General features: G+C 42.2%; 14 protein-coding genes and 1 pseudogene. All 15 read left to right on the forward strand.

Annotation, left to right across the window (positions count from 1 at the left end; all coding sequences use genetic code 11):
* Positions 1-4: 4 nt before the first annotated feature.
* Positions 5-1,483, forward strand: a complete 1,479-nt coding sequence (gene fliD, locus V8F51_RS26940; RefSeq protein WP_337103590.1) for a flagellar filament capping protein FliD — start codon at positions 5-7, stop codon at positions 1,481-1,483.
* Between the two features lie 24 nt (positions 1,484-1,507).
* Positions 1,508-1,906, forward strand: a complete 399-nt coding sequence (gene fliS, locus V8F51_RS26945) for a flagellar export chaperone FliS (RefSeq protein ID WP_337103591.1) — start codon at positions 1,508-1,510, stop codon at positions 1,904-1,906.
* Position 1,907: 1 nt separating this feature from the next.
* On the forward strand, positions 1,908-2,234 hold the full coding sequence (locus tag V8F51_RS26950; protein ID WP_337103592.1) for a hypothetical protein: 327 nt from the start codon (positions 1,908-1,910) through the stop codon (positions 2,232-2,234).
* Positions 2,235-2,345: 111 nt separating this feature from the next.
* Complete coding sequence (locus tag V8F51_RS26955; RefSeq protein WP_337103593.1) at positions 2,346-4,592, forward strand: motility associated factor glycosyltransferase family protein; 2,247 nt, start codon at positions 2,346-2,348, stop codon at positions 4,590-4,592.
* A 114-nt stretch (positions 4,593-4,706) separates the two neighbouring features.
* Positions 4,707-6,953 (forward strand): motility associated factor glycosyltransferase family protein, encoded by a 2,247-nt coding sequence (locus V8F51_RS26960; protein WP_337103594.1) that lies wholly within the window; start codon positions 4,707-4,709, stop codon positions 6,951-6,953.
* Positions 6,954-6,980: 27 nt separating this feature from the next.
* Positions 6,981-8,018, forward strand: a complete 1,038-nt coding sequence (locus tag V8F51_RS26965; protein ID WP_337103595.1) for an SDR family NAD(P)-dependent oxidoreductase — start codon at positions 6,981-6,983, stop codon at positions 8,016-8,018.
* Between the two features lies 1 nt (position 8,019).
* On the forward strand, positions 8,020-8,757 hold the full coding sequence (locus V8F51_RS26970; RefSeq protein ID WP_337103596.1) for a glycosyltransferase family protein: 738 nt from the start codon (positions 8,020-8,022) through the stop codon (positions 8,755-8,757).
* 83 nt (positions 8,758-8,840) lie between these two features.
* The gene (locus V8F51_RS26975) at positions 8,841-9,731 is read left to right on the forward strand and encodes an SDR family oxidoreductase (RefSeq protein ID WP_337103597.1); all 891 of its coding nucleotides are present in this window, start codon (positions 8,841-8,843) and stop codon (positions 9,729-9,731) included.
* The gene (locus V8F51_RS26980; protein WP_337103598.1) at positions 9,724-10,791 is read left to right on the forward strand and encodes an N-acetylneuraminate synthase family protein; all 1,068 of its coding nucleotides are present in this window, start codon (positions 9,724-9,726) and stop codon (positions 10,789-10,791) included. Before V8F51_RS26975 ends, V8F51_RS26980 begins: the two co-directional genes overlap by 8 nt.
* A gap of 1 nt (position 10,792) precedes the next feature.
* Positions 10,793-11,338, forward strand: a complete 546-nt coding sequence (locus V8F51_RS26985) for a GNAT family N-acetyltransferase (RefSeq protein WP_337103599.1) — start codon at positions 10,793-10,795, stop codon at positions 11,336-11,338.
* Between the two features lie 2 nt (positions 11,339-11,340).
* On the forward strand, positions 11,341-12,288 hold the full coding sequence (locus tag V8F51_RS26990) for a dTDP-glucose 4,6-dehydratase (protein WP_337103600.1): 948 nt from the start codon (positions 11,341-11,343) through the stop codon (positions 12,286-12,288).
* Positions 12,289-12,305: 17 nt separating this feature from the next.
* The gene (locus tag V8F51_RS26995; RefSeq protein ID WP_337103601.1) at positions 12,306-14,351 is read left to right on the forward strand and encodes a sulfatase-like hydrolase/transferase; all 2,046 of its coding nucleotides are present in this window, start codon (positions 12,306-12,308) and stop codon (positions 14,349-14,351) included.
* Positions 14,352-14,408: 57 nt separating this feature from the next.
* Positions 14,409-15,089: a class I SAM-dependent methyltransferase gene (locus V8F51_RS27000; protein WP_337103602.1), complete on the forward strand. Its 681-nt coding sequence runs from the start codon at positions 14,409-14,411 to the stop codon at positions 15,087-15,089.
* 166 nt (positions 15,090-15,255) lie between these two features.
* On the forward strand, positions 15,256-15,453 hold the full coding sequence (locus V8F51_RS27005; protein ID WP_028599014.1) for a cold-shock protein: 198 nt from the start codon (positions 15,256-15,258) through the stop codon (positions 15,451-15,453).
* A gap of 250 nt (positions 15,454-15,703) precedes the next feature.
* Positions 15,704-16,833, forward strand: a pseudogene (locus V8F51_RS27010) (hypothetical protein); the annotation flags it as partial.

Here is a 16,833-nt window from a genome sequence, read left to right on the forward strand (position 1 = left end):
AGTAATGAGATTATCAGGTTTGGCATCTGGACTTGATGTAGACTCAATGGTGAAAGAACTGATGAAGGCTCGCCAATCGTCATATACGAATCTAGTGAAGAAGAGGACATTGTCTGAATGGAAACAAGAAGACTATCGTTCGATAAGCACGAAAATCGTTGATTTCAGAAATAATAAGCTGACTAATTACAATATGTCGAATGCAATCAGCGCCAAGACTTCGCAGGTTAGCGGAGATACGAACGCCCTAACCATCAATTCAACGAGTTCAACTGCCACAGGTACGATATCAGTTGAAGTGACGAATGTAGCAAGTACTGCTACTGAGTTGTATTCATTCTCGGATCCTACTCAAAACGTGGCTCTAAAGGATTTAGGCTTCACGGCAGAATTGGACGGGTCTAATAATCCGACAGGCAATGTTGTTATCAAGATTAATGATAAAACCTTGTCTATTTCCGAGGATGCGACATTAAGCGAATTGGCATCTTTCATTAATACGAATAGCGCTGCTTTAAAAACGACGGCTGTTTATGCTTACGATGCAAATACTGGAGTAAGCAAGCTTTCCTTAACGGGTACGAAGACAGGAAATGATAGTCTGAAGATTGATGCTTTCGCTACATCAACCGGGTTCTCAGAGCCCAAAAAGACGATCAGCGTGGGCAGCGATGCGAGTATTGTGGTCAACGGCATCAGTTACACAAGCAACAATAATAGATTTGCTGTCAACGGCATGGACTTTACGGTTAAAGCTAAAACTGCAGTAGGAAATCCCTCTACAATTACTGCGGTTCAAGATACCAGTAAAATCATCGATACAATTAAATCATTTGTAGCGGATTACAACAACATCATTAGTTCAGTTAATTCTGAGCTCTCTGAAGCGAGAAATCGTACTTTTAGTCCGCTAACCAGCGATGAGAAAGCGGAAATGAATGAAGATGATGTTAAAAACTGGCAAGATAAAGCAAGAAGCGGCACACTGAGAAATGATAGCACGCTGAGCCGATTCGTATCCGATTTGCGCCTTGCTGCTACTTCTTTAGTAAGTGGAATTAAGGATAGTTCCGGTAACAGTATACAAATCGGTATTACGACAGGTAGTTACTCGGAGAAGGGCAAGCTCGTACTGGATGAAAGTAAACTGCGAAGCGCCTTGGAATCGAATCCGGAAGAAGTAATTTCATTGTTTTCGAATAATTCAACTGGCGTGTTTAAAAAAATGACAACTACATCTATGGATGCATTAACGGAATTGTCCAAGAAAGCGGGAACTTCGCTTACCAGTACGGATTTGAACAGTACTTTCCTCGTTAATTCGTCGTTAAGTACTGAAATCAATCAAATGAAACTTAAAGAGACAGATATGGTCAAAAGGTTAACTAGGCTTGAGACACAGTATTATAAGCAATTTACTGCAATGGAGACGGCAATTAATAAATTCAATTCCCAGTCTGGTTCTTTATCCAGCTTTATGTAAGATCTAAAGGAGTGTATATATAATATGATAAATTCACCATATCAAATCTATCAGCAATCGTCCGTTCAGACCGCAAATGGTGAAAAGTTAATTATCATGCTGTATGAAGGAGCGATCCGCTTCACTAAATTAGGTATTGAAGCGATTCATAAGCATAATTATGAGGCCGCTAATACTAATTTTTTGAAAGCGCAGGCTGTTGTAAACGAGTTAATTGCTTCGCTTAATTATGATTATGAAATCTCTCAAAATCTGCTTGGAATTTACGAGTATATGTTACATTGCCTCATCAAAGCAAACGTAAGCAAAACTGCGTCAATTGCTGAAGAAGTCGCGGAGCATTTACAGGAATTGCTAGCAGCTTGGAAGCAAATATTGAGCGGAAATACTGGTAGACAACAAACTGCAGCGGACATGGTTTGATATGGTTGAGCTTATCACATCCTTGTTAAATGTAACGATTGCGACGGCAGACCGTATCCATGAAGTTTATGATGAAGAATTGCACGATCTTCTACTGCTTCGCGATGAGGTCATAATCCGTCTTCAGGAACAGGATGCTATTTCCCAATTGGAGAAGGAATTACTAGCGCAAATCATGCAATACGATAGTCATATTAACGAACGAATGAAATATCTCATGGAAGAAGCTTCTCAAGAACTATCGAAGTTACGGATGTCACAGTTACAAAAGAACAGGTACGACTCCGCATACGTACCCGAAAGTTACTTTATTGATCGAAAAGAGTAATGCATCAGAAAACTGCTGGGATCTTTTCCTAAGCAGTTTTTCTTATGAAAAGAACCATAAAAGCCGATATACAAACTAAAACTATAACACTTTGTAAAAGGCGGCTATGTGATGCATAATGAAATCGATAATATATTTGAAATCATTGAGGATATTAAGTTGTTTCTGCCGCGGTTAGAGAAAGCGTGCGATTCGGTCTCAGAATTGTTTTACGACAAGATGACTACGGAATCTTGGGACATATTTAGTCAAGTGATTGCGGGAATCGACGATTTATACAAAACGTTAAATGCCGTAAATAGCGGGTTGTTGGAACATGAAATTAACTTTGGCATACAGCCGATTATAAATAGTACCTGCATGCTAATCGAGCAAAAGTATCACATGTTAAATACGCAACTCGATAATGATCGACATATAGCTGTCGGAGATATTATTAGATATGAATTCAAACCGCTTATTCAAGAGTTGTCTAACAGCTTAGGTGAAGAAAAGCAAACAATGGAAAATCGGTTTCAGCTTAATTTAAAGGTATTGATGAATGATTATCCCGAAACAGTCAAGCGTTTGAAACAACTTAAACGAGATCATGTCAATTATCAAATCATCAATGCTAAAAACGGAATGCCTAATTTGCATGTACGTACTACAACGGGGGACTGCGCCCCGATCTATAGTTTATATGATCCCTCGTATGAGGCCATAAGATGGACGGAACGAATACCTGGTAAGGTTGCGGGATATAACCATACCATCGTATTTGGGTTTGGTTTCGGCTATCATTTACATGAAGCCGCACATTGCCTTAGGGACACAAATGTCTATGTCATAGAGCCGGACGAACAAGTATTTCTTGCCGCCATTCATGCGATCGATTTAGAAACCTATTTTCAATCTGTCGTCCCCAAAGAGATCTTTTTAGGTCAGGATAAAGTGCGTTTAGGAGAACTATTAAGGGATTTATATATAGACAGTGGCAATAAAATAGCCACTATAGATTTGCCAAGCTATAACCACTTATTTTACAACGAGAAGCTAAAGCTGAAGGAACTCATTCATCAGGCCTCTTGGTCATATTTGGTAAATATTAGCACAATGAATATATTGGGATTGCAACATGTCAAAAATGTTTTATACAATATCGCAGCCAATCTAAGTTCAACAGCAGTTACAACGTTACAGCAATCATTACACGGCCTATCCGCCATTATTGTAGGGGCAGGACCTTCCTTGGAGAAGGATATACATGTATTGAAAAGGCTCAAGAATCATGCGCTTATTATTGCAGCGGGTTCTGCTATTCAATCTTTGCAGCATTATGGAGTAGAACCGCATCTCGTTGTATCTATGGATGGCGGAGAAGAAAATTTTAAAGCTTTCAAGGAAATTAATCGTAAAAACATTCCGATGGTTTATATTCCGCAAATCAATTATCAGATTATGGATATTCAATACGATAACACATTCCATGCTTATTTTAAGAGCGATCCTGTTACTAATTATTTTATGGAGACTCCACCTGTGTTTCATTCTAATTATTCGGTTACCGGTACGGCAATACAATTAGCTGTCTTTTTAGGATGTGCCGAGATCATATTTACTGGACAAGATTTATCGTATCCTACAGAAAGTATGTACGCTACCGGCGCTAAGCACATCCATACGGATAAGATGCAAAGTACTGTAGAACAGGCTAGCGAGCTCATTGAGAACGTACAAGGCGGAATGAACAGAACGAATATGAAGATGCAGGTTACGCTAGCGAATATCGAGAAGGAAGTTCAAAACACGGATAATGTTCAATTTATTAACGCAAGTCAATTAGGCGCAAAAATTGAGAATACAAAGTACGAACTTATGGAAAGCGTAGCAAACAGGCTATGCGATCAGCAAAGCGTTGGGATAATGATAGAACAAGTGCTTGGAAATCATAAACAAGCGTATGACGATTCGCAAAGGAAAGAGATTGAAGCGAAGTTAAGGGAGATGCCACAGTTAATCGCTGAAGTAGACGATATCGTAAGTAATGTGAAGAAACGGTTAGATAAGCTTCAGTTGCTTGGTCAAACCAATCCTAATAAGTGTTTGGAATCAATGGCGATTATAGAGGATTATTGGGGCTCCATAGTAAATAGCAAACCATTTATTGTTATGTATGTATACGTATTAGGGGCCGAAGTGCATGTGTTTGATCGCAAGTTGCCTGAGCTGGCCGAAGAAAAAAACATTCAAAGAAAAGCAGAAATGTTTGTAACGGTGTTAGGAAAGCTCATTGATCGAATTGCAGAAACGAATAAACATCTTACGGAGTATTTAGAAGAGTCGATTGCCCGGATTGAGCGATTAACAACAACATAACTTTTGCTTTGGATATATTTACAAAAGCCCGTCAGTGTATATTCCTGATGGGTTTTATTATATTATCGGCGTCTTGGTCCGATATATACAATAAGTAGTAAGAGGGGGAGTACCGTGGATCAGCAACTAAGTGAGATAAACAGCAGCATGACTGAGATTGTGTTATTTCTGCCTAAATTAATCGAGGCTTCTTCTAATGCCGCTGAAAGCATGGTGGTAAAGCCGACTGACGAGGAATGGCGGCAAATCGTTGATATAATCGAAGGCATAGACGATTTATATAAAGCATTATCGATTCTTAGCGAAGATCTTCATAAATTGGGATACAAGCATGTACTGCAGCCTGTTATCGAGACTGCCGTTAATGAAATAAAAGACAAGTTCTATGCAATGAACACCGCTATGGATCAAGACAATTACATCGAAGCAAGCGATTGTATTAGCTTTGAATTAATACCTGTATTTCATAGATTGACCTTAGAACTCGGACAAGACGATCTGCAGAGAGGCAATCGTTTCGAGTTCAATGCGAACTATCTGCAAAGTCACAAGCCATACATATATGAGGGGCTAGATGGTCTAACAAAAGACATTCGGAAGTATCAAACGGTTACTAGCAAGAGCGGACTTCCTAATCTTTATGTGGAACAAGACGGGCAAGCCCCCTTTTTTTTGAACAGTCGATATAATCCTGAGCATGAAGTCGAACGATGGAGCAACAAATTAACTGTAACGAGTCACGACGTGACGAGCGCTTTCTTTTTCGGCTTCGGGCTAGGTTATCACGTCCAGCACTATATGGAACTATATCCGAATCACAAAATATATATTTATGAACCGGATATCCAAATTTTTTTGGCGGCAATGGAAGTCGTTGATTTTCAATCCCTATTTGAAAATAACAGCATTGCGAGCTTTGTTGTAGGCAATGACAGAAAACAAAGGGAAGCAATGTTTTATCATTTTGCAAGATATATGAAAGGGGAGCCACAGTTATTCGCTCTTCCCATGTATGACCGTATTGCACAAGACGATTTGCATCTCTTCTTTAAAGAAGCTGTATCAGCCGTTACCAACTTTAATAGTTCGATCAAAATGACAGAGATGTTCGGGGCGGAATGGGTTCGAAATAGTTTGTACAATTTATCCGCCACATTACATTCCCCTTCGTTAGCGGGATTGAAGAGCAAATTTGACGGGAAGACAGCCGTCATTATTGGAGCAGGTCCTTCACTGGAACTGGATGTGGAGTGGCTGTTAAAGCTCAAAAAACACGCTATTCTAATTGCTGCAGGATCTGCTGTTCAATCCTTGCTCCATTATGGAATTACTCCTCATCTAATCGTCTCTATCGACGGAGGGGAATCAAACTACAACGTGTTTAAAAATATTAATATTGAAGGTATACCGCTGGTCTATGCGCCTATGATCAACTATCAGATAATCGATCGGAATCCTAGAAATCTCGTTCATGTATTTTTAGATAACGATTGTACGATGGATCATTTTTTGGATGCAAAGCAGGAAGAACCGAGGTTCCTCTCTACTTACTCCGTAACAGGGACTGCGATACAAGCGGCGATATATATGGGGTGTAATACGATTATATTTACAGGTCAGGACTTATCCTATCCCGACAATACGATGTATGCTGCGGGAACGCGGCATAAAACCGATGAAGAAATGAAAGAGGTTGTCAATAGTGCGGAGCTATTCGTCGACAATGTGCATGGAGGCAAAAATCGAGTTTCTCCTGGGATGGAGCAAACGCTTGCGAATATCGAAGATCTGCTAGAACGTTTTCCTCATATACGCTTTGTGAATTCATCAAGCAAAGGGGCAAAAATAAAGCATACGGTGTATCAGCCTATGGACGAAGTCTATCATAGCTTAAACCGTGAATTAATAGATGAATCTATTGTTATGGATGAAATGGCTAAGCTTCGATTGTACAATGAAAATCGCATTTCGGTTATGATGGATAAAATAAAGAGATTACCGACTGAGATGAATAAGTTCGAGGCAACGTTAATTAAATTAGAACAGCAGATCAGTCAGTTGCCCGAATGGAGCAGGACAAATACGAATAAATGTTTAAACACCTTTTACCAAATAGATTCGGAATGGAAAGCTATGCTGAGGAGCGATCCGTTTCAAGGATTGTATTTGAAAGTGTGCAGGAATGAATTGCTAGAATTCGAAAGAGACTTGCCGGAATTTGCCGGAGAGTCTGATCTAATAAAAAAAGCAAATCTTGCAGTTAAGACTATGCTGCCTCTCATCCAATCCATGCAGGGTAAAACATCCGAGTTCAAGAGTATGGTTAGTGAGATGCTTGAACGAATAAAGAACAAAATGTAGTAGCACAAGCTCATAGGAGGGAAAACGATGCAAGGATATTTTACAGACAAAAGAGTGTTGATTATCGGCGGGACAGGAACAATCGGACAGTCCCTCGTCTCAACGATATTGCAGGATCAGCCGCAGGTCGTTCGTATTTTCAGCCGGGATGAGTATAAACAATTCGAAATGCAGCAAATGTTGAGAGAACATACCAATGTTCGATTTCTGATCGGCGATATCAGGGATTACACAAGAGTTCGTCGAGCTATGCAGGATATTGATTATGTTTTTCATGTTGCCGCAATGAAGCATGTGCCCGCATGCGAATATAACCCTTTCGAAGCGGTACAGACAAATATTATTGGAACTCAGAACGTGATTCAAGCCTCTATTGACAGCGGTGTGCAGAAGACGGTGTTTACGAGCACGGACAAGGCGATATCTCCTTCCAATACCTATGGGGCCTCCAAACTGATGGCGGAGAGACTAATCTCCGCTGCTCAATATTACGGGGGAGCCGGCAAGACTAAATTTGCGGCCGTAAGATTTGGCAATGTCATGGGCTCAAGGGGATCTGTGATACCGCTATTCCAAAAACAGATCGTTGGACAACGAAGCATAACATTAACGGATTCTCGCATGAGCAGGTTTATGATGTCTCTTAAGCAAGCGACAGAGCTCACGATCCGGGCGATGACGATGGCTCAGGGCGGAGAAGTGTTTATACTGAAGATGCCGGTTATCATGCTGCAGGAGCTAGCGGAAGTCGTCATTGAAGAAACCTGCAAAGAGCGGCATATATCTTCTTCCGAAGTGAGTATCGAGGAAATCGGTATTAGACCTGGCGAGAAGTTGTTTGAAGAATTGATGACGGAGGACGAGTCGGTTAACGCATTTGAATTTTCGGATATGTTCGTCATTCCCAATCAGTATATTGGCAAGCGTATTTACGATAATGCCAAGCCTGCACCGATTAAAAGTTACGCATCCAATAACGCGCCAATCATTACCAAAGAAGAAATTCGACAAATGTTAATTCAAAATCAACTGATTATATCTAATAACGAAATGGTGATGAGCTAGAATGAAGAAGGTCGCTATCGTTCAAGCAAGATTGGGATCAACCCGATTACCGAGCAAGGTGCTCATGCCGCTTATGGATAAAACCGTGCTGGAGCATGTAGTTGACCGGTTGCGCCAGGTGCCCTTAATCGATGAGATCGTCATTGCGACTACGATTAAAGCGAGTGATGACGCCATTATAACAGAGGCGGAAAGGATCGGGGTTGCGTGGTATAGGGGCAGTGAGGATCATGTATTGTCGCGTTATTATGAGGCCGCTAAGCAATATAAGGCCGATATCGTCATTCGAATTACATCGGATTGTCCTGTAATCGATCCTGAGATCACTAACGAAACGATACGTTTCTTTCTGGAACGTAAAGTCGACTACGCAAGCAATACAATAGAAAGAACTTTCCCACGTGGCTTGGATACTGAAGTGTTTACGATGGAAGGACTCGAGGTTGCCTATAATGAGGCCCACATCGCCGATCAGTATGAGCATGTAACACCTTATTTTTATCAAAATCCGAATCGATTCAAGCTTGCCTATTACACGGGAGAGTCGGATTATTCGCATTACCGCTGGACGCTGGATACGGAAGAGGATTACTGTCATTTAAAGGAAATATACAATCACCTGTATACCAGCGGTCATATATTTCACTGGAGCGAAGCAGTAAAGCTAATGGAACAATATCCTGCGTTAGTAGATATTAATAAGCATATTGAACAAAAGAAACTTAACCCATTGATATAAAACGCTTTAAATAATGAATAAATTATTAATGGGTTTGATGCGAAAAGACATTTGTTAAATATGGAAAAAGATGAGTGAGGTTCATGATGAGATTATTGCTTTTTGGGGCTTCGGGCATGCTTGGACAAGCGCTGACTAATGAGGCCAAATTGCGAGATTATGAGGTCATAACCGTTTCTCGTCGTCATGGCGAACGTAGAGCGGATATAACCGATGACCATTCCATTCGACAAATTATTAATGATACCAGACCTGATCTTATAATTAATGCCGCAGCATCGGTTAATTTGAAAGAATGCTCGGACAATCCCGGGTATGCTTATGCAGTGAATGCGCGCAGCGTTGGAATAATGGCCAATATGTCACGTTTAGTCGATAGTTACTTCGTACATATTTCGACAGACCATTATTTTACCGGGCATGGTGCTGAAAAACATAATGAAACTAGACAAGTGGATCTGGTTAATGAATATGCACGGACCAAATATGCTGGCGAAGCGTTTGCTTTGACCAATCCAACGTCTTTAGTTGTGCGGACGAATATTGTAGGATTTAGAGGGTACGAGGACTCGATGACCTTTGTCGAATGGGTGATCGATTCCCTGCAGAAGCAGCGAAAGATTACGATGTTTGATGATTATTTTACTTCAAGCATAGATGTTAGAAATTTTTCTGCCATTCTCTTTGATATGATTATTACTAAAGCATCCGGGGTATGGAACATAGCAAGCAGCGAGGTCTCATCTAAGAAGACATTTATCGAGGCGTTAGCGAAATCGCTTGAATACCGTTTGGACGAGGCGGAAGATGGCAGCGTTGATCATATTAAAGACGGAATCGATAGAGCGGAAAGCTTGGGGCTGGACGTGGCTAGAGCAGAAAGCCGAGTAGGGTACGCATTTCCTGATTTGCAAGGCGTGATATCGTCTCTGAAAAATGATTTTATAGAAAAGAGGCTAGCTGGTCATGAATAAAACAATTCGAATAAACGAATTCGAGATCGGACGCGATCTGCCGGCTTATTTCATAGCGGATATTGCCTCGAACCATGACGGGGATTTGGAACGGGCGAAGGAATTGATTTGGATTGCGAAGGAAGCGGGAGCGGATGCGGCGAAGTTCCAGCATTTCGAAGCGAGTAAAATCGTAAGCGCGGTAGGTTTCGAGAATCTTAAAGTAGGACACCAATCTTCATGGGAAAAAAGCGTGTTTGACGTATACAAGCAGTACGAGTGCAATCGCGACTGGACGGCCGAGCTTGTTCGTACAGCAAAGGAAGCGCAAATCGACTTCATGACAACGCCATACGATTATGAAGCCATCGAATTATTGGAACAATATGTGCCGGCTTTTAAGATTGGCTCCGGTGATATAACCTGGATATCGCTTATCGAGAAAATCGCTCAGTATAATAAGCCGATACTAATCGCGACCGGAGCATCTTCTTTAGAAGACGTGGACCGCGCTATGGAGGCAATTAGACCATTTAATGATCAAATTGTACTTATGCAATGCAATACAAATTACACAGGGGATCTTAGCAATCTAAAGCACGTGAACTTGCGAGTGCTTCAAATGTATGCGCAGCGCTATCCGGATGTCATCCTTGGTTTATCCGATCACACGCCCGGCCATGCAACGGTACTTGGAGCTATCGCTTACGGTGCGAGGGTAATCGAGAAACATCTCACAGACAGCAATGATCGTATAGGCCCTGATCACCTTTTCTCCATGAATCCTGTCACTTGGAGGGAAATGGTTGACCGAAGCAGAGAGCTAGAGGCTGCTTTGGGCGACGGCGTAAAGCGGATCGAGGACAACGAGCTGGAAACGTCCGTCGTTCAACGCCGCTGCCTTCGGTTAAAGAGGGATATTGCTCCGGGCGAAACGATTAGCCAAGGGGATTTGGAGGTACTACGTCCGGCTCCGGCAGGTTCATTGGCACCTTATCAAGCTTCTCAAGTGATTGGTAGGAAAATCTCGGTCGCGAAAAAGCAAGGCGAAGCCCTATATTTGACGGATGTGGTGATTTAATATGTTAGTCGGACAAGTCGTTGGGTTAAGAGCGATTGAAAGAAACGATTTAAGCCAATTAATGGCTTGGAGAAATAAGCCGGAGTTCCGTCGATATTTCCGCGAATACAGGGAGTTGAATAGCGATAATCAGAATCAGTGGTTCGAGAAGCTTGTTCTAGGCGACAGGAATACGGTTATGTTCGCCATTACGGAACTATCAACCGACCGGTTGCTTGGCGCCGGCGGATTATGTTATATCGATTGGGTTAATAGAAGCGCGGATTTCTCGATCTATATCGGAGCAGATGAGCTGTATATTGATGAGCTATATGCGGATGATGCAGCCAAAGTGATGATGGCCTATGGCTTCGATGAGCTTGGACTGCATCGTTTGTGGGGCGAAATCTATGAATTCGATGTCGCCAAACAAGAATTTTTTGGAAGAATCGGTTTTAAAGAAGATGGCAGGCTGAGAGATACCCATTGGGCTGAGGGAAGTTGGCATGCGTCGATTTATTATAGCTGTTTGATGAACGAGTACATTAATAGAAGAAAAGGTGATTAAGCATGAACATTTTACTTACCGGCGGAGCCGGATTTATCGGTAGATGGGTGGCAAAGCAATTGCTTGCCGACGGGCACTCGGTATGGGCGCTTGATGATCTTTCCAATGGGCGCGAACAAAACATCGCGGAGTTTCGCGAGCATCCCGGTTTCAAAGCATTTATTAAAGGGTCGATCCTAGATGAATCGCTGATGGAATCTTTGTTCCACACTCATTCTTTTGACATCTGCTATCATCTCGGAGCATCTATTAATGTCCAAGATTCGATAGACGATCCGCGTACGACCTTTAACAACGATACAATCGGAACATTCTATATTATGGAACAATGCCGCAAGCATAACGTCAAAGTCGTATTTATGAGCACTTGCATGGTATATGACCGTTGCATAGACGAAGAAGGAATTACGGAGAAGCACCCAATTAAGCCGGCCTCGCCTTATGCGGGAGCCAAGATCGCGGCCGAGAACATGGTGCTATCCTACTATTTCGCATATGGGCTGCCAACGGTCGTGATTCGTCCATTTAACACGTACGGGCCGTTCCAGAAGACAGGCGGAGAAGGCGGCGTCGTAGCCATATTCGTTAAAAACAAGATTGCTGGTAAAGACGTGAATATTTATGGCGAAGGAACGCAAACGCGCGACTTGCTTTATGTTGAGGATTGCGCGCGCTTTGTCGTGGAGGCGGGTTACTCGGATAAGGTTAATGGCCACATAGTAAATGCCGGGCTAGGAAGAGATATATCGATCAACGAGCTCGCTTTATTAATCGTAGGAGACAGCAGCCGGATCCACCATGTGGAACATATCCATCCTCAGAGCGAAATTCAAAAACTGCTTTGCAACTATGCCAAGGCCAATGAATTACTGGGCTGGAAGCCGCTGGTTTCATTGGAAGAGGGCATTAAGCGTACGGAGCAATGGATAACTTCAACAGATCTGATCTAGCAAAGGAGACTTAGCACTTGGGCTCAGAAGTAAAAGATTTATTAGCGACTTTAAAAGAGCAAAAGCTGGAGATAGAGCAACTTTTAACCGATAATATGCTCGCGCAAGCCGAAGAGAATATCAATCGGTACGGCAGTCTAGTGAATAATGCCGATTACTATATCTTAAAGGCGACTTTGCATTTTCAAAAGGGAGAAGCGGAGCAAACGCGGGAGATCCTTCTCGAGGCTTTGCGGAAGCATCCTTTTCATTTTGAAATCCATATGAACTTGGGAGTCGTATATGAAGCGCTGAATGACAGCTTTACAGGAACCAAGCATTACGCGTATGCCGCCAAGTATGCGCCAACGGCCATGGAGAAAGAGGAGGGAATTTCCAATCTCGAACGTTTGATAACCGAGCTGACTCATGACCGCAGCATCAATCAAAAACAACTGGATGCAAAAATTGTTGAGTGCAATAAAATCATGAAGGAAGGGGATGCTAGAGCATTCCCATTTGACCAACACGGCGAAAGCTTAATTCGAAAAGTCATGCATGCAGGCACAGCCCAAGAATATATGTTTAATATGTACAAGTCGCATGCCATTATTGATGCTACTAACGGGAGTCGTCTTTACTTCAAAACGGAGATGTTCAAGGGGAATGAAGCAGCGAATGAAGCCAATGTCGAGCTATTGGGTCCTTCAATCGTTCCTGTGTCCTTGATAGATCCGCTGACGGCTGTTGAATTTACGATTAATGACAATCATTATTCCTTTTCAGATCGAAACTTAGCGTTAAATAGGTACCATTATCTAAAATTCAACGAGACCGGAATGCTGAAGGTAGAGGCCAACAAGCCAATATTTGTCGGACATCCTATTCCTGTGGCTACTGAGCCCAAAAAGCCGAGACTCGTACTGAAAATTTTTATTGACGGGCTTTCATATAAGTTTTTGGAGCAGAACAGTTTGGCGGAAATTATGCCGAACGCGTATGCCTTTTTCTCCAACGGCTTTATTTCGACAAATAGCTACGCTGCTAGCGAATGGACCTTGCCAAGCAAAGCGAGCGTAAATACGGGGCGCTATTCTACTAATCATAGGCTCTTGCATCCTGATTATATGTACAGCTTTGAACGCTATAGTAAATTACTGTCGGAATATTTGAAGGATGCAGGTTATTTTACAGCTAATATAAATAATAATTGGAGAACGACGCCTACGTTCGGTTATTACAAAGGCTTCGACCGCATTTTGTACCAAAACTTTATCGGCGGCATGGATTGCAGAGATGTCATTATGGAAGCGATTGAGCACATCGAAGCTTTTGGCGGCATTAATCAATATTTGTCGATATCGATGATGGATCTTCATAACGTGCCGGACGAGATCGAAAATAATTTGTATGCGCAAGTACATACCGATATTTACAATCGTTTGGATACGAAAAATAAAGGCGAAACGTCAGTATTGACGAAATATGACGAAAATAAAATCGTAAAGTACTATGAAGAAATTAAGAGGGTCGATTTCTTTTTAGGCATTTTATTTGATTTTTTGAGCAAAAAATATGCCGACGACGAATTGCTGATCGTGATGCATTCCGACCATGGACAAACCTTCTTGGAATCTGAAGACAGCATTTTGCATGAAAGCCGGAGGAAGATTCCGTTAATGGTTCGAGGCCATGGAGTTATGCCGCTTGTATCTGATGAAATTATCGAATCGATTGATATTTTGCCGATTATTCTCGATGTATGCGGTTTAGCCATTCCGGAAGATATTGACGGCAAACTTCCCAAATGTTTTGGGGGGGAGCAAGAACGCAACTTTGCCGTTACCCATGTTATTCATCCAAATCAGTCCTATCGGGTAGCTATTAGCGATTCGCTTCACCAATTCCAATTAGAAACCAAAGCAAACGTAGGGACAGATCTATCGATTAATCTTGACAGTTATACAATAACCTTGACGAATAAGCAGACAGGGGAAGAAGAAGCCGACGCTTATTGCGAGAAAGTATCTTTATATGAAAAACATATATTCGAACAAATAAAAGACTTTATAAAGCTGACATGAGAATAAGAGTATGAAGTTATATTAACTTCGTATAGGCATGCAAGAGGAGGGAAACCGATGGAAAATATCAAAGAAGAGCTCGTAAGTGAAAAGTTGAACATTAATTACTGGAACGAGTTTTATAAAAAAGTTAGTATTCACGAAGAATCGACATTTTGTGCATTCATCAAACAGAGCATAGATTCCAATTCGGTTATATTGGACGTTGGGTGCGGTTCGGGCAGAGATTCGTTTTCCTTTGCCAGAAGCGGTTTCAAAGTAATAGGAATTGACAGGTCAATAGAGGCGATAAAGATCAATGAAGACGTCACTTCGAAATCTACACATGTCGGGAACCTAAAGTTTCAGGCTGTAGACATTAGTGACGAGCAGGGCCTGAGCCAAATTGTCGAAGTAGTCAGCAAGGAGGCCAGCAGTCAAGGCAAGAAACTGATTGTTTATATTCGATTTGTATTGCACTCCATAAACGAAAGAACAGAAGAAATACTGCTTTCCATTCTGAGCAATCATTTGAGAAAGGGAGATTGCTTGGCAGCGGAGTTCAGAACGATAGAGGATCAAAAGCTCGATAAGCTATATGATAATCATTTCCGCAGATTCATCATAGCGGAAGAGCTCATTCGAAAGTTGGAGCATGAATACAAATTCGAAACGCTCTATTTTGTAAAAGGAACGGGTTTGTCAGTGTTTAATAATGAGGATCCTTATTTGGGCAGGATAATCATGGAGAGGCAATAATACCCTTGTAACCTTATTTATAAAGTACGCAAAACATGGATAGAACCGCAATGTATTCGCTTACAACAAATTGTTTGACAATTCCATTTATACGATGGTATAGTCAAATTGTGGGCCAGACCTTAAGACGCCTCACAGTATTTGAAGATGAAGGGAATGTTTGCGAATGCAAGGTAAAGTAAAATGGTTTAACGCTGAGAAGGGTTATGGATTCATCGAAACTGAGCAAGGCGGCGACGTATTTGTTCATTTCTCCGCAATCCAATCCGAAGGCTTCAAAACTCTCGAAGAAGGCCAATCGGTTGAATTCGACATTGTTGAAGGCGCACGCGGTCCACAAGCTGCAAACGTAGTCAAACTGTAATCATCAGGCTATCATTAGCCACCTTATAGATGGTTCATTGACAAGTGCCTATCACAAGGCTCCGGGAAACCGGAGCTTTTTTTGTGTTCATAAAGAGGACTTGCATATTCATGTATTTCACCCCTATTACCTTCGACAATTTCTCTTATAAATCAAAAGATTAAACGAGTAAATATACCTAAATTTTGGAGTAGTGCCTGCCGATAGTAATAGTAGAAAGTTACTATATCAACTGTGGAGGCAAGGACACATGAAGTTAAGACCAAAGTCTAAAGTACAGCCTAGTCCTAAAGCGAAATCTGCAAAGCTAGCAACAGGGTTGTTGAGCGCAACGTTGCTATTGTCATCAGTAAGCCCGGCTATTGTTCATGCAGCTGGAACGACTGCCCCGACGGCGGCAGCTATTAGCGTTACGAACAACAAGTCAGGAGTAAAGGATACGGTTAAAGTAACGGGTCTTACTGCGGGAGATATTGTCAATGTATATAACGCAGCTACAGCCGGTACTCTGTTAGGCACCGCAACAGCAGATGCGTCAGAAGCCACGGTAGAAATTACACAAGTAGGCAGCGCTGCAGGAAGTGTTTATGTTACAGTGACTCGCGGCGCAGATACGGAAAGTACTCGCGTTGCGAAAGCATACGATTCAGAAACTTCTGTAGCACCGCTGGCCACAGCAATTACGATTGTAAATGAATCAACTGGAAGCAATGATACCGTTAAGGTAACAGGCCTGGCATCCGGTGATGAAGTAACTGTTTACGGTAGAATTATCGCAAGCGGAATAGTAGAAGAGGGCGCTTCCGAGGTTACTGTTTCCAAAGCAGATTTGTTGACTGCAACCGGCGGTTCTGCGCAGATTTCGGTAACGAGATACAATAAATTAGAGAGCGCGCGCATATCTAAGACTTATGTATCTGAACCTATATCTACAGCACCGGTTGCAACAAACATTAGCGTAGAGAACTTTAAAGCTGGTGTAAACGATACGATCAAAGTAACAGGCCTTGCAGTAGGCGATGTTGTGAATGTCTACAAAGCGGCTACGGGCGGTACAGTGGCTGGTACGGCGACAGTCGCAGCAGATGCTACGGAAGCAACGGTCTCCATTACAGACCTTGGAACGGCTAAAGGCAGTGTTTATGTTAGCGTGAAGAGCACAGGTAAGCTGGAGAGCGCAAGAACGGTAAAAGCGTACGATGCGGATATCAGCACAGCGCCAGTCGTTGGAACGATTGCGGTAACGAACAACCCAACAGGCGGCGACGACTCCGTAGTGGTATCTGGCCTAGCAGAAGGCGACGTTGTAAACGTGTATTCCGCAGCAACAGCAGGAACGCTGATCGGAACGGCAACGGTTGAAGAAGGCGAAACAACAGC

Origin of the sequence: Paenibacillus sp. YIM B09110, from assembly GCF_037167145.1 — a bacterium.
Taxonomy (GTDB): domain Bacteria; phylum Bacillota; class Bacilli; order Paenibacillales; family Paenibacillaceae; genus Pristimantibacillus.